Consider the following 12,921-nt stretch of genomic DNA (forward strand, 5'->3'; position numbering starts at 1 on the left):
TGCAAGATCGCTAGGGCGATCCGCAATCGAGAGATACGGAGATTTTCATGCGACCTTCCGGACGCGCGCCCGACGAAATGCGCGCTATCACCATTGAGACCGGCTTCACCCGTCATGCGGAAGGCTCTTGCCTGATCGGCTTCGGCGACACGCGCGTCCTGTGCACGGCGAGCGTGGAAGAACGCACGCCGCCGTGGCTGCGCGGCAAGGGCGAAGGATGGGTCACGGCCGAATACTCGATGCTGCCGCGCGCGACGCACACGCGTGGCCAGCGCGAGGCGGCGAAGGGCCGGCAGTCCGGGCGTACGCAGGAAATTCAGCGTCTTATCGGGCGCAGCTTACGCGCCGTGGTCGATCTCAAGAAGCTTGGCGAGCGCCAGATCACGCTCGACTGCGACGTCATTCAGGCGGACGGCGGCACGCGCACCGCGGCGATCTCCGGCGCGTGGATTGCACTGCGCCTCGCAGTGGATGGTCTCATCAAGAGCGGCGCGCTTTCAGAGGACCCGATCGAAGCGCAGGTCGCGGCAGTAAGCTGCGGCATCTATCGGGAAACGCCGGTGCTTGACCTCGACTATGACGAGGACAGCACTGCCGATGCCGATGCGAATTTCGTCCTGATCTCGGGCGGAAAGATTGCCGAGGCCCAGGCGACAGCCGAGGGTGCCTGCTACGACGAGGAGGGCTTGCTGCGCCTCCTGCGCCTGGCGCGGATCGGCTGCGACCGGATCTTCGCGGCGCAGTTGGATGCGGTGAAGAAGTGACTCGTCGTCTTAGTTCCGGCAGCCTCGTGATTGCCACGCACAATGCGGGCAAGCTCAAGGAAATCCAGGCTCTGCTCGACCCTTACGGGATCAAGTGCCTCAGTGCGGGATCGCTCGGCCTGCCGGAGCCGGCCGAAACGGGCACGACCTTCGTCGAGAACGCGCTGATCAAGGCGCGCGCGGCGGCCGAGGCCTCCGGCATTGTCGCGCTTGCCGACGACAGCGGGCTCTCGGTCACGGCACTCGGAGGAAGGCCGGGTGTCTACACCGCCGACTGGGCCGAACGGCAGTGGTTCGAAGGCGAGCCGGGCCGCGACTGGTACATGGCAATGGGCAAAGTCGAGGGAATGCTCGCCCAGCAGGGGCCGGACGCGCCCCGCGACGCCGCATTCCACTGCGTGCTCGCCATCGCCTGGCCCGACGGAGAACATGCGGTCTATGAAGGAACCGCGCCGGGCGCGCTCACGTGGCCGCCCCGGGGAACGCTCGGTTTCGGCTACGATCCCGTGTTCGTGCCGCGGGGTTACGAGCAAACTTTCGCCGAGATCGCACCCGAGGAAAAGCACCGCATCAGCCACCGCGCAGACGCCTTCGCGAAGCTCGTTGCCGAGCAGTTCGGCAAGAGCTGAATCCCCCCGAAGGCGGAGACCTCAGACGACCGGCGCTGTGCCAGCGGCACGAAGGCCCCGCCTTCGCGGGGGAACAGGTGTATGCTAAGGAATTCCCGTGGCACGCGCACTCTACATCCATTGGCCCTTCTGTCTGAAGAAGTGCCCTTACTGCGACTTCAACAGCCATGTCCGCGATGGCGTCGACCACGCGGCATGGCAGCGTGCGCTGATGGCGGACATGCGGCACGAAGCCGTGCTCGCGGGCGGTGAACCGCTCACGTCGATCTTCTTCGGCGGCGGCACCCCATCGCTGATGCCACCCGCGCTCGTCGCTCACTTGTTGGCAGAGGCCGAGCGGCTGTGGGGTTTCGCGGACGGGATCGAGGTCACACTCGAAGCGAATCCATCATCGGTCGAGGCGGCGGCGTTCGGCGATCTTGCCACGGCAGGGATCAATCGCGTCTCGCTCGGCCTGCAGGCGCTCGACGACGAGGCATTGCGGTTCCTCGGCCGGCTGCATGACGTCGGAGAAGGGCTTGCCGCGCTGGAGATCGCGCAACGGCATTTCGCCCGGGTCAGCTTTGACTTGATCTATGCCCGCCCCGGACAGAGCACCAGGGAATGGCAGGCGGAACTCGAACGTGCGCTGACTTTCGGCACCGATCACCTCTCGCTCTACCAGTTGACCATCGAGGCCAACACGCGCTTCGCGACCGATGTCAGGCTGGGCCATTTCACACCGCTCGACGACGATCCGGCGGCCGAGCTGTTCGAGCTCACCCGCGCGATCACCGCCGAAGCGGGGCTGCCCGCCTACGAAGTCAGCAACCACGCCCAGCCGGGGCAGGAAAGCCGCCACAATCTCACCTACTGGCGCTACCGCGACTATTGCGGGATCGGCCCCGGCGCGCACGGACGGCGCGGCGGCGTCGCGACCCTGCGGCACAAGAAGCCCGAGAACTGGCTCGCCGCCGTGGCCGAGCAGGGACACGGCATCCGCGAGGACACCGCCCTGTCACCTGCCACCCGGGCATCGGAGGCCTTGCTGATGGGCCTGCGCCTTTCCGAAGGCGTTTCGCTGCCGGACATTGCCTGGCGTTTCGGGCTCGATGCCGACCGCCTGATCGACCGTTCGGGCCGCGAAATGCTGGAGCGGCTCGGCTTCGTGCAGCATGCAAGCGGACGTCTCGTCGTAACCGACAAGGGAATGCCGGTGCTCGACGCGGTGCTGGGTGAGTTGGTCCATCCGGAACTCGTCGCGGCATGAGCGCAGCCGACCTGCTCGCCGACTGGCATGACCATCTCGCGAAGAATCGCCGCCGATCGCCGCATACGGTGCGCGCATATCTCGCGGCGGCCAGGAACTTTCTGCAAGCGCTCGGCGCCGAGGACTGGCAGACGGTCGCAAAGGTCGAAGGCGTGGGGCTGCGCGCGCAGCTCGCCCGCCGGCGTGCCGACGGCCTTGGCAATGCTTCCGCGGCACGCGAGCTTTCCGCGCTCAAGGCGTTCGTAAAGCATGCTCGCGAACGTGCAGGCCACGCGGACACCGTCGCCCCGCGCCTGCGCGGCCCCCGGATCAAGAAGGGCCTGCCTCGCCCCGTCACGCCCGACGATGCAGGAAATCTCGCCGACCTGGTCGCGGCCGATGCCGCGGAGCCCTGGATCGGCGCTCGCGATCGGGCGGTTCTGCTGCTGCTCTATGGCGCCGGCCTGCGGATCGCCGAGGCCCTGTCGCTGACCGGCGGCGATCTGCCGCTGGGCGAAACGCTCTCGGTCACCGGAAAGGGCGGCAAGCAGCGCGTGGTCCCGATCCTGCCGCTCGTTCGCGAGGCGGCCAGCGACTATGCGCGGCAGTGCCCCTGGCCTCTGGCGAAAGACGAGCCGCTGTTTCGCGGCGCCAAGGGCGGACCGCTCAACCAGGGCATGGTGCAGAAGGCCGTGGCTCGCGCGCGCATCGCACTTGGCCTGCCGGACAGTGCGACCCCGCATGCCTTGCGGCATTCGTTCGCCACTCACCTGCTCGGCGCGGGGGCGGACCTGCGCAGCCTGCAGGAATTGCTCGGCCATGCGAGCTTGGGTTCGACGCAGATCTATACGAAAGTCGACGCGGCGACCCTGCTCGATACCTACCGGGCGGCGCACCCGCGCGGGAGGAGCTAGTCGCTCCGTTCGCTCGGCGGCGTCCAGGTGATTACGCGCCAGAGATAAGCTCCGAGCGTAAGCACGATGAGGCCGAGTACGATCCATCCGACGACATGCTCGTATTCCTTAAGATATCGTGCGAGCGCCTGCCCGCCGAGTACGAGCAACGCATTCCAGGCGGCGGTCCCGACGAAAGTGAAGGCGAAAAAACGCCACACGCTCATATGCGCAAGACCGGCGGGCAGCGAAATGATCGTGCGAAAGATCGGGGTGCAGCGCAGCACCAGCACGACCCATTGGCCGTGACGGCGGAAGAATTGCGATCCCTTCTCGATCTCATTCCAGTCGAGCGTCAGCCACCGCCCCCATCGATCCACAAACGGCTTCAGACGCTCGTAGCCCCACTTGTCGCCAAGCCAGAACCAAGCGTAGTTGCCCGCGGTGGAGCCCACCGTGCCGGCGAGCATGAGTGGCCAGAACGCCATCTCGCCGCGGGCGACCAGCACGCCGCCTATGCCCATGATGACTTCCGACGGGATCGGCGGGAAGATGTTTTCGATCGCCATCAGCAGCGCAATGCCGAGATAGCCGCCGCGGGCGATCGCTTCGATGATAATGTCGTTCATTGGCGGGGAGAACGGACGAAGCCGCTAACGGTTCGCGAGCCGCGCCTCTATCGCATCCCAGATCAGGGCACCGGTGTCGGTGCCGTTGAACGTGTCGATGGCGACGATCCCGGTCGGGCTGGTGACGTTGATCTCGGTCAGCCATTTGCCGCCAATCACATCGATGCCGACGAACACGAGCCCGCGGCGCTTGAGCTCCGGCCCCATCGCGGCGCAGATCTCCTCCTCGCGCGCCGTCAGGGTCGCCGCCTCGGCATGGCCGCCCTGCGCAAGGTTCGAACGAAACTCCCCTTCGCCCGGGAAGCGGTTGATCGCACCTGTGAATTCGCCGTCGACAAGCACGATCCGCTTGTCCCCCTCCGCCACTTCCGGAAGGAAGGGCTGGACCATATGCGGCTCGGGCCAGGTCTGGTTGAACACTTCGGACAGAGCCGAAAGGTTCGTCCCGTCCGCATCGATGCGGAAGATCGCCTTGCCGCCGTTGCCGTGCAGCGGCTTCACCACCACTGCGCCGTGCTTCTTCTGGAAGGCGCGAATATCCTCTAGCCTGCGCGCGACGAGCGTCGGCGGCATGAAGCGCGCATAGTCGAGCACGAACATCTTCTCGGGCGCGTTCACCACCTCGCGCGGGTCGTTGACGACCAGCGTCTCGCCCTTGAGCCGGTCGAGCAGGAAGGCGGCGCTGATATAACCGAGATGGAACGGCGGGTCCTGCCGCATGAGCACGACGTCGATCTCGCGTCCCAGATCGATTCGGCGCAGCTCGCTTTCCCAGCGGAAGTGATCACCTTCGACACGCTGGACCGAAACCTCGCGCGCCCAGGCGGTTACGCGCCCTTCCTCCCACGCCAGCGTGGAAACGTCGTAGTGCCACAGACGATGCCCACGCGCCTGCGCGGCAAGCATCAAGGCGAACGAGGAATCGCCTGCGATCTTGACGCTTTCGATAGGGTCCATCTGGATGGCGACGCGTAAGCTCATTGGGGTCCCCTAAGGCTGCCAGGCGTTGACGATGTGGCGGGGGAAACTGTTCGGCGCAAGGAGGATCACGTCGACGCGCACGTCTTCGCCATCGGTCGCATACTCGTGCGCCACCGCTTCCACCGCAGCGGCGACGCGGCTCAAGCGATATTCGTCGATCGCGTAGTCGAGCTCGATCGCGGACTTGCGCCACTTGACCTCGATAAAAGCGACGACATTGCCGCGTTTGCACACGAGATCGATCTCGCCGAGCGGCGTCTTTCGGCGGCGGTCGAGCACGCGCCAGCCTTTCATCTGCAGCCAGAGCGCTGCCCGACCTTCCCCGGCCCGACCGTCGCGTTCCGCCCGTTGGCGCTTCATACGCCTCGCAGCTCGAGCGCGCGGGCGTAGAGCGCCCTTCGGTCCTGCCCCGTCGCCTTCGCGACAAGGGCCGCCGCTTGCGACGGCTTGGCCGATTGCAGGGCTTCGCTCAGGAGGGCGTCGACATCGTGCTCGCCCACAGGTTCATCCGTAGCCGGCCCAACCAGCAGCACGATCTCGCCCTTCGCCGGATGGCCGGCAAAATAAGCCGCGAGCTCGGCGGCCGTGCCCGTTCGGCATTCCTCGTGCAGCTTGGTCAGCTCGCGGGCGACGGCGATTTCGCGGTCGGGCATCAACTGGTCGAGCGTCTCGAGCGATTTCACTAGTCTGGGTGCGGTTTCGTAGAAGATCGCGGTTGCATCTGCCTTCGCCGCCGCCTCCAATGCCTCGCGCCGGGCCTTGTCCTTGTTCGGGAGGAAGCCCGCGAACAGGAAACGGTCGTTTGGAAGGCCCGAGAGGGTCAGCCCGGCGATCGCCGCGCAGGCACCCGGCAGCGTCGTCACAGGCACCCCCGCCGCCCGCGCATCGCGCACGAGGCGGTAGCCCGGATCGGAGACGAGCGGCGTCCCGGCATCGCTCACCAGCGCCACCGCCTTCTCCTGCATAGCAGCGACCAGGCGTGCACGATCCTTCTCACCGGCATGGTCGTCGTAGCGCCAGAGGGGCTTCGACAAGCCGAGGTGTTTCATGAGCTTGCCGGTGACCCGCGTATCCTCGCAGGCCACTCCATCGCACCGCGCGAGCGTCTCGGTTGCCCGCACGGTGATGTCGCCGAGATTGCCAATCGGGGTCGCGACTATATAGAGACCGGGTTGGAGAGGTTGGTGGGCCACTCCCTCATCCATGGACACGACGACGGGGAGCCGCAAGCATGAAGCGTTGGAAACTGGATCGGCGAATGCTGGTCATCGCCGGGGCAAGCGCCATTTTGGCGGGTTGCCAGGTGATACCGAAGGGGCCGACCACTTCCACCGCTCCCGAGCCAAGACCGACTCCTACACCGAGCGAGTCCGGCCTGCCCGATGACGAGGCGCGTCACCGGGTCGCCTTGCTCGTGCCGATGTCGGGCACCAACGGCGCGGTCGGCCAGTCGATTGCAAATGCCACGACGATGGCCCTGCTCGACACCAATGCCGACAATCTGCGCATCACCACCTATGACACGTCGACCAACCCACGCGACGCGGCCCGGCGCGCCATCGCGGACGGCAACAAACTAATCCTCGGCCCGCTGCTGGGCAGCAACGTCGGACAGGTCCTGGCCGAGGCACGCCCGGCCGACGTGCCGCTGATCTCGTTTTCCAACGATACCAGCGTTGCCGGCGCCGGGGTCTTCCTGATGGGCCATATCCCCGAACAATCGATCGCACGCAGCGTCGCCTATGCGCGTCAGCGCGGCTCGGCCAACTTCGCGGCGATCGTGCCCGACGGCGAGTACGGACGGCGCGCGGAGGCGGCGCTTTCGGCCGCCGTCGTCGATTCGGGCGCTCGGGTGGTCGCGACCGAAACCTACACGCGCAGCAATACCTCAGTGGTCAGCGCCGCACAGCGGATAGCGGAAGAAGGCGGCTTCGACACCGTCCTGCTCGCCGATGGCGCACGGTTGGCTTCGCTCGCCGCACGCGAGCTGCGCTCGGGCGGCGGCAAGATGCAGATCCTCGGGACCGAATTGTGGAGCGGCGAAAGCGCAGTAACCAGCGCTGCTGCGCTGCGCGGCGCGCTATTCGCGGCAGTGTCCGACGCGCGGTTCAAACGCTTTTCGGACAGCTACAACGGCCGCTTCGGATCGCAGCCTTATCGCATCTCGACGCTCGGCTATGACGGTGTCCTGCTGGCCCTGCGCGTCGCTGAGGACTGGCAGGTCGGGCGCAGCTTCCCGGTCGCGCGTCTGCGTGAGGAAGGCGGTTTCCTCGGCCTCGACGGTCCGTTCCGTTTCCAACGCAACGGCGTGATCGAGCGGGCGATGGAAGTGCGCGAGGTGCGCGACGGGCAGGTCGTGATCGTTTCTCCCGCCCCCAGCGGCTTCTGAGGTTGACGATAACGCGCCACCGCCCGCTTGAAGCCGCGCGAAATCGCGGCCTATAGGCCGAACCATGCCCGACGACCTGTTCGCGAACACGCCCGCATCGAGCGGTGACTATGATGCTTCTTCGATCGAGGTGCTCGAAGGGCTCGAGCCGGTACGCCGCCGGCCGGGCATGTACATCGGCGGAACCGACGACCGTGCCCTACACCACCTCGCCGCCGAAGTGCTCGACAACGCGATGGACGAGGCCGTCGCGGGTCATGCTACGCGGATCGAAGTCAGTCTGGAGGAAGGCAATCGCCTGACGATCACGGACAACGGCCGCGGGATGCCGGTGGCCGAGCACCCCAAGTTTCCGGGCAAATCGACGCTCGAAGTGATCCTTTCCATGCTGCACTCGGGGGGCAAGTTCTCGGGCAAGGCCTATGCCACCAGCGGCGGCCTGCACGGTGTCGGCGTTTCGGTGGTGAACGCGCTGTCCAGCCACACGCGGATCGAGGTGGCACGCGACCGGCAGCTCTACGCGCAGGAGTTTGCACGCGGAGAAACGCTGGGGCCGCTGCAGGAACTAGGCCCTACCCCCAACCGCCGCGGCACCACCGTCAGCTTCACGCCCGACACCGAGATCTTCGGCGACCGCAAGTTCAGCCCCAAGCGGCTGTTTAAGCTCGCCCGCTCCAAGGCCTATCTCTTCGCCGGGGTCGAGATTCGCTGGAAGTGCGCCGCCTCGCTCGCAAGCGACGATGTGCCCGCGGAGGCGGTGTTCAAATTTCCCGGTGGCCTCGCCGATCACCTTGCCGAGCAGATCAGCGAGCGCGAGTGCGTCACCTCCCGCCCTTTCACGGGAACGCAGGAGTTCCCGGACGAGCAGGGTCGCGTCGAATGGGCGATCGCCTGGCCGCTCTGGTCCGACGGCGCCGGGAGCTGGTACTGCAACACCGTGCCCACCCCCGATGGCGGCACGCACGAGCAGGGCCTGCGCGCCGCGCTGACGAAGAGTCTGCGCGCGTTCGGCGAATTGACCGGGCAGAAGAAGGCGAAGGATCTATCGGCGGATGACGTGATGACCGGCGCCGAGGTCATGCTCAGCGTCTTCATCCGCGACCCGCAGTTCCAGAGCCAGACCAAGGATCGGCTGACCAGCCCCGAAGCCGCACGCCTAGTCGAGAACGCGGTGCGCGACCACTTCGACCATTTCCTCGCCGACAACATGGAGCGCGGACGAGCGCTGCTCGGCGCGGTGATGGAGCGGATGGACGAGCGCCTGCGCCGCAAGGCGGAACGCGAGGTCAAGCGCAAGACCGCAACCAATGCCAAGAAGCTGCGCCTGCCCGGTAAGCTGACGGATTGCTCGGGTGAAGGCGACGGCGAGACCGAGCTGTTCATCGTCGAGGGCGACAGCGCCGGCGGCAGCGCCAAACAGGCGCGCAACCGCAAGACGCAGGCGATCCTGCCGATCCGCGGCAAGATCCTCAACGTCGCTTCCGCCAGCGCCGACAAGATCCGCGCCAATAGCGAGATCGCCGACCTGATCCTCGCACTCGGCTGCGGTACGCGCAAGGATTGCGACCCGGAGGCGCTCCGCTACGACCGCATCGTCATCATGACCGACGCGGATGTCGATGGCGCGCATATCGCGACCCTGCTGATGACATTCTTCTTCCAGGAAATGCCCGAGGTCGTCCGCCGCGGGCACCTGTTCCTCGCCCAGCCGCCGCTCTACCGTCTCACTGCAGGCAAGGAGAGCGTTTACGCCCGCGACGACGCACACCGGGCCGAACTCGAGGCGACGGTGTTCAAGGGCAAGAAAGTCGAAGTCGGGCGCTTCAAGGGCCTCGGCGAGATGAATCCGCAGCAGCTCCGCGAAACGACGATGAACCCGGCATCGCGCAGCCTGATCCGCATCACCCTGCCCGCCGAGCACGAGCAGCGGCACGCGGTGAAGGAACTGGTGGACCAGCTCATGGGTCGCAATCCCGAGCACCGCTTCAACTTCATCCAGAATCGCGCAGGCGAATTCGACCGAGAACTGATAGACGCCTGAGCCGACTTGCCGCGGAGTTTCGAGTGAAGTAGTGAGGTAATACACTACTTCACTTCAGGAGCTCGTGATGTCTGCTCGTCTTGCCGCCCTTTCATGCCTCACCGTCCTGGCGATGACGATTCCGGGCACGGCGAGGGCCGAGCCAACACGTGCGGCGCAGGCAGTCGTGATCGCGGACGCGGCGGTTCGCGAGCCGAAGACCGAAGTGCTCGTACTGGGCACGCCGCACCTCTCGACCCTCCCCGAAGGGACCGACCCGTCGCTATTCGATCCCCTGCTCGACAAGCTGGCGGCGTGGCAGCCGCAACTGATCGCGCTTGAAGGCATCGGCGGCGCCCAGTGCGATTACCTTCGCGAATTTGCGTTCGCCTACGACGGAACGGCCGATGCCTATTGCTTTGACGCCGAGCCTGCGCGCAAGGCGCTCGGGCTCGACCAGGCGGGAGCCGAGGCATCCATCGAGCAGATTCTGGCGGAGGCCGTGGAACAGCGTCTTCCCGCAGAGCGACGGCGCTTGGCGGCACTCTTCCTGGCCGCGGGAGATCGCGCTTCCGCAATGGTGCAGTGGCTTCGCCTTCCTGCGGAGGAGCGCCGCGCCGATGCAGTTCTTACCGAGGAACTCGCCAAGGCGCTCGCGCCGCGGGCTCGGCTCAACGAGAACTACGTCGTCGGCGCCCGGCTTGCGGCGAGATTGGGTCTCGAACGCGTGCATTTGGTGGACGACCATACCGGCGACCGCGCCAGCGGCCCCGATACCGATGCCTTTGCCGAGGCGATGCCGCGCATCTGGGACAACGAATGGGCCAAAGCGAACCGCAAGCTCGGAGACGACTGGGTCGCACGGCTGAGCAGCACGCCCTCACCCGCTACGGTGATCAACTCCTATATCGACTACAACTCGCTCGAGACGGCTGAACTGGTGGTCCGCGGCGACTTCGGCGCTGCGGCGGGCGATAGGGGCGTTGCCCGCGTGGGCCGCCGCTATCTGGCGTACTGGGAGACACGAAATCTCCGCATGGTCGCGAACATCCGCGAAGCCGCGGGGCCGCATCCGGGCATCCGCGTGCTCGCGATCGTGGGCGCGTCGCACAAGCCGTATTACGAGCGCTATCTCGACATGCTGAGCGAGATGCGCCTGGCCAATGTCGCGGAAGTGCTACGCTAGCGACCCGGCGGAAACTCGCCTTCACCGAGATACCTGCTGGCCCAGGCGGCGATGATTCCGGCCGCATAGGCGGCATCGTCGCCGTCCAGCAGAAGGTGGCCGGCGCCCTCAAGGCTGACGAAGCTCTTCGGGTGCATGGCCGCAGCGAACAGCGCACCGGCATTCTCTACGCTGACGAGATTGTCGGTGGGCGAATGCATGAACAGGAGCGGCACGCGCAGCCGGGCGACTTCGGCGAGGAGATCGATATGCTCGATCCGCTCTAGGAATTCGCGCGCCAGCCTGAACGCGCGTCCGCCGATCGAGACATCGCCCTCACCCGTTGTGCGGATGGCTTCGAGATCGCCCTCGATCCGTTCGAGCACATGCGAAACATCCGCCGGTGCGCCGATCGTGGCGATGCCGGCGATGGCATCGAAACCGAGATCGTCGGCCGCAGCCAGCACCGCCGCTCCCCCAAGACTGTGCCCGACGAGCAGCAGCGGTCCACCGCAACGCCCGATCATGAACCGCCCCGCGTCGACCAGATCGGCGACGTCTATCGCAAAACCCGCGCGGCCGAACTCGCCCTCGCTTTTGCCAAGGCCTGTGAAATCGAACCGCAAGCTCGCGATTCCCGCACGGGCAAGCCTGCGCGTGATCTCCACCGCCGCCTTGCTCTGCTGCGTGCATGTGAAGCAGTGGGCGAAGACTGCCGCTCCCCACGCCGGTCCTGCAGGCAGTTCGAGCGAGCTCGCAAGGCCGTAGCCTCGGCTAGTGGGGATCGTCTGGCGTTCGGCAGGCATCGGCTCTCCTTCTGTGACACAAGCCCTTAGCAACGCGGGCGCGTTCGGAGGAAGCTCCGGGCCGGTCCCGAATTGCGGGGTTGTCCTGCGACCGATAGAACCTGCTGCCGAGGAGAATGCCACGATGCTACGCCCGATCGCCCTAGCGCTTGCCCTCGCCGCGGTCCCCGTCGAACTCGCCGCGCAGGGGCCGGAAACACAGGAGGATACCGCGCCCAGTTCGCTCGAAGCCAGCGCGGAGGGCGTCGTCGCCGTGCTGCGGGGCGAGCGGCTTCCTGCCGAGGTTTTCTCGCCAAGCTTCCTGGCAGCGGTGCCGGAAGCGCAGCTCGAGGCTCTGCATCGGCAGCTTTCGGCGCAGTTTGGCGCGCTCCAGGGGCTGGAAGGCATCGAACCACAGGGACCGGATAGGGCCATCGTGTCACTGCGGTTCGAGCGGGCGATCGCTCGGGGAACGATGCAGCTCGACGCGAGCGGACTGGTCGCCGGGCTGCTGATCAACCAGTTCGAGCCGATCGACGACAGCGCGGAGAAGATCGGGGCCGACATCGCGGCGCTCCCTGGCGAGGCAAGCGTTTACTATGCTCCGCTTGCAGAGCGTGCCACGCCCATCCTGTCGGTGAACGACGAGCGGCAGTTCGCGATCGGATCCACGTTCAAGCTCTATATCCTCTCTGCCCTCGCGCGGCAGATTGCGGCAGGCGAGCACTCGTGGGATGAGGTCGTTCTGCTTGATCGGCATTCGCTGCCGAGCGGCGTTATGCAGAATTGGCCCCACGGCGCGCCGGTGACGCTCCACACGCTGGCAACGCTGATGATTTCGATCAGCGACAACACAGCGACCGATCAATTGCTCGCGATCGTCGGGCGCGATGCCGTGGCGGAGGAGCTGCGAGCCAGCGGCCATTCCGCGCCGGACAAGACCCTGCCTTTCCTGAGCACGCTCGAACTGTTCGGCCTCAAAGGCGATCTCGATCGCGGGCAGGCCTACGCAGCTGCAAGCGAGAACGAGCAGACACGCTTGCTCGAAGCTTTCGCGAGCGAGATCACGGGCAACCCCGACAAGATCGTCAAGCCGACTTTCACGCAGCCCACCGCGATCGACAGCCTCGAATGGTTCGCCAGCGGGCACGATCTCGCCGCCTTGCTGCGCCGCATCGCTGCACTCGAGGATCCGACTGCGCGCGAAATCATGGCGGTAACGCCCGCAGTGCCGGAGCCAAAGCGCGCCGACTGGTCCTACATCGGTTACAAGGGCGGTTCGGAGCCGGGCGTGCTCAATCTCACCTGGCTTCTGCAAGACAAGGCCGGCGAGTGGCGCATCCTTACGATGAGCTGGAACAATCCCGATGCGCCGGTAGAGCCGGCTGCCTTCGAGCTCCTGGCTCAGCGCATTCTATCGCTGTCGCAGTGATCTTTC

The 12,921-nt window shown here is 66.1% G+C and carries 13 protein-coding genes; 8 read left to right on the forward strand and 5 right to left on the reverse strand.

What is annotated here, in order from left to right:
• The first annotated feature begins 47 nt into the window (after positions 1–47).
• The 4 genes from rph (at position 48) to D2V04_RS05245 (ending at position 3,535) form a co-directional block, all read left to right on the forward strand.
• The gene (gene rph, locus D2V04_RS05230; RefSeq protein WP_119512226.1) at positions 48–764 is read left to right on the forward strand and encodes a ribonuclease PH; all 717 of its coding nucleotides are present in this window, start codon (positions 48–50) and stop codon (positions 762–764) included.
• A complete protein-coding gene (gene rdgB, locus D2V04_RS05235; RefSeq protein ID WP_119512227.1) occupies positions 761–1,393 on the forward strand; it encodes an RdgB/HAM1 family non-canonical purine NTP pyrophosphatase in 633 nt (210 codons plus the stop codon). The genes rph and rdgB overlap by 4 nt, the downstream gene beginning before the upstream one ends.
• A 97-nt stretch (positions 1,394–1,490) precedes the next feature.
• Positions 1,491–2,642, forward strand: a complete 1,152-nt coding sequence (hemW, locus tag D2V04_RS05240) for a radical SAM family heme chaperone HemW (RefSeq protein WP_119512228.1) — start codon at positions 1,491–1,493, stop codon at positions 2,640–2,642.
• Positions 2,639–3,535: a tyrosine recombinase XerC gene (locus D2V04_RS05245; protein ID WP_119512229.1), complete on the forward strand. Its 897-nt coding sequence runs from the start codon at positions 2,639–2,641 to the stop codon at positions 3,533–3,535. The genes hemW and D2V04_RS05245 overlap by 4 nt, the downstream gene beginning before the upstream one ends.
• Here the strand turns inward: D2V04_RS05245 and D2V04_RS05250 are convergent.
• From D2V04_RS05250 to rsmI, 4 genes are read right to left on the reverse strand one after another with little or no spacing between them, the layout of a single operon-like run.
• Positions 3,532–4,143, reverse strand: a complete 612-nt coding sequence (locus D2V04_RS05250; RefSeq protein ID WP_119512230.1) for a DedA family protein — start codon at positions 4,141–4,143, stop codon at positions 3,532–3,534. The genes D2V04_RS05245 and D2V04_RS05250 overlap by 4 nt on opposite strands.
• Before the next feature lie 24 nt (positions 4,144–4,167).
• Positions 4,168–5,124 (reverse strand): glutathione synthase, encoded by a 957-nt coding sequence (gene gshB / locus D2V04_RS05255; protein ID WP_119512231.1) that lies wholly within the window; start codon positions 5,122–5,124, stop codon positions 4,168–4,170.
• Positions 5,125–5,133: 9 nt separating this feature from the next.
• Positions 5,134–5,484, reverse strand: a complete 351-nt coding sequence (locus tag D2V04_RS05260) for a YraN family protein (protein ID WP_119512232.1) — start codon at positions 5,482–5,484, stop codon at positions 5,134–5,136.
• A complete protein-coding gene (rsmI, locus tag D2V04_RS05265) occupies positions 5,481–6,329 on the reverse strand; it encodes a 16S rRNA (cytidine(1402)-2'-O)-methyltransferase (protein ID WP_119512233.1) in 849 nt (282 codons plus the stop codon). Before rsmI ends, D2V04_RS05260 begins: the two co-directional genes overlap by 4 nt.
• 26 nt (positions 6,330–6,355) lie before the next feature.
• Here rsmI and D2V04_RS05270 point away from each other — a divergent pair, with 26 nt between their 5' ends.
• The 3 genes from D2V04_RS05270 to D2V04_RS05280 all read left to right on the forward strand — a co-directional run bounded on the left by D2V04_RS05270 (position 6,356) and on the right by D2V04_RS05280 (position 10,719).
• On the forward strand, positions 6,356–7,513 hold the full coding sequence (locus D2V04_RS05270) for a penicillin-binding protein activator (RefSeq protein WP_119512234.1): 1,158 nt from the start codon (positions 6,356–6,358) through the stop codon (positions 7,511–7,513).
• 64 nt (positions 7,514–7,577) lie between these two features.
• Complete coding sequence (gene parE, locus D2V04_RS05275; RefSeq protein WP_119512235.1) at positions 7,578–9,554, forward strand: DNA topoisomerase IV subunit B; 1,977 nt, start codon at positions 7,578–7,580, stop codon at positions 9,552–9,554.
• Positions 9,555–9,621: 67 nt separating this feature from the next.
• On the forward strand, positions 9,622–10,719 hold the full coding sequence (locus tag D2V04_RS05280) for a DUF5694 domain-containing protein (protein ID WP_147391773.1): 1,098 nt from the start codon (positions 9,622–9,624) through the stop codon (positions 10,717–10,719).
• Here the strand turns inward: D2V04_RS05280 and D2V04_RS05285 are convergent.
• The gene (locus D2V04_RS05285; protein WP_119512237.1) at positions 10,716–11,504 is read right to left on the reverse strand and encodes an alpha/beta hydrolase family protein; all 789 of its coding nucleotides are present in this window, start codon (positions 11,502–11,504) and stop codon (positions 10,716–10,718) included. The two genes, D2V04_RS05280 and D2V04_RS05285, sit on opposite strands and share 4 nt — an antisense overlap.
• 124 nt (positions 11,505–11,628) lie before the next feature.
• Between D2V04_RS05285 and D2V04_RS05290 the strand changes: the two genes are divergently transcribed.
• Positions 11,629–12,915 (forward strand): serine hydrolase, encoded by a 1,287-nt coding sequence (locus tag D2V04_RS05290; protein WP_119512238.1) that lies wholly within the window; start codon positions 11,629–11,631, stop codon positions 12,913–12,915.
• The last annotated feature ends 6 nt before the right edge of the window (positions 12,916–12,921 follow it).

It is taken from the genome of Pelagerythrobacter aerophilus (assembly GCF_003581645.1).
Lineage (GTDB): Bacteria > Pseudomonadota > Alphaproteobacteria > Sphingomonadales > Sphingomonadaceae > Pelagerythrobacter > Pelagerythrobacter aerophilus.

Bases quoted from the DNA above. Each gene is read 5' to 3' on its own strand.
- rsmI (WP_119512233.1), bottom strand. From the start codon at position 6,329: ATGGATGAGGGAGTGGCCCACCAACCTCTCCAACCCGGTCTCTATATA.
- D2V04_RS05270 (WP_119512234.1), top strand. From the start codon at position 6,356: ATGAAGCGTTGGAAACTGGATCGGCGAATGCTGGTCATCGCCGGGGCA.
- D2V04_RS05290 (WP_119512238.1), top strand. From the start codon at position 11,629: ATGCTACGCCCGATCGCCCTAGCGCTTGCCCTCGCCGCGGTCCCCGTC.
- D2V04_RS05280 (WP_147391773.1), top strand. From the start codon at position 9,622: ATGTCTGCTCGTCTTGCCGCCCTTTCATGCCTCACCGTCCTGGCGATG.
- rph (WP_119512226.1), top strand. From the start codon at position 48: ATGCGACCTTCCGGACGCGCGCCCGACGAAATGCGCGCTATCACCATT.
- D2V04_RS05260 (WP_119512232.1), bottom strand. From the start codon at position 5,484: ATGAAGCGCCAACGGGCGGAACGCGACGGTCGGGCCGGGGAAGGTCGG.
- D2V04_RS05245 (WP_119512229.1), top strand. From the start codon at position 2,639: ATGAGCGCAGCCGACCTGCTCGCCGACTGGCATGACCATCTCGCGAAG.
- D2V04_RS05250 (WP_119512230.1), bottom strand. From the start codon at position 4,143: ATGAACGACATTATCATCGAAGCGATCGCCCGCGGCGGCTATCTCGGC.
- parE (WP_119512235.1), top strand. From the start codon at position 7,578: ATGCCCGACGACCTGTTCGCGAACACGCCCGCATCGAGCGGTGACTAT.
- D2V04_RS05285 (WP_119512237.1), bottom strand. From the start codon at position 11,504: ATGCCTGCCGAACGCCAGACGATCCCCACTAGCCGAGGCTACGGCCTT.
- gshB (WP_119512231.1), bottom strand. From the start codon at position 5,124: ATGAGCTTACGCGTCGCCATCCAGATGGACCCTATCGAAAGCGTCAAG.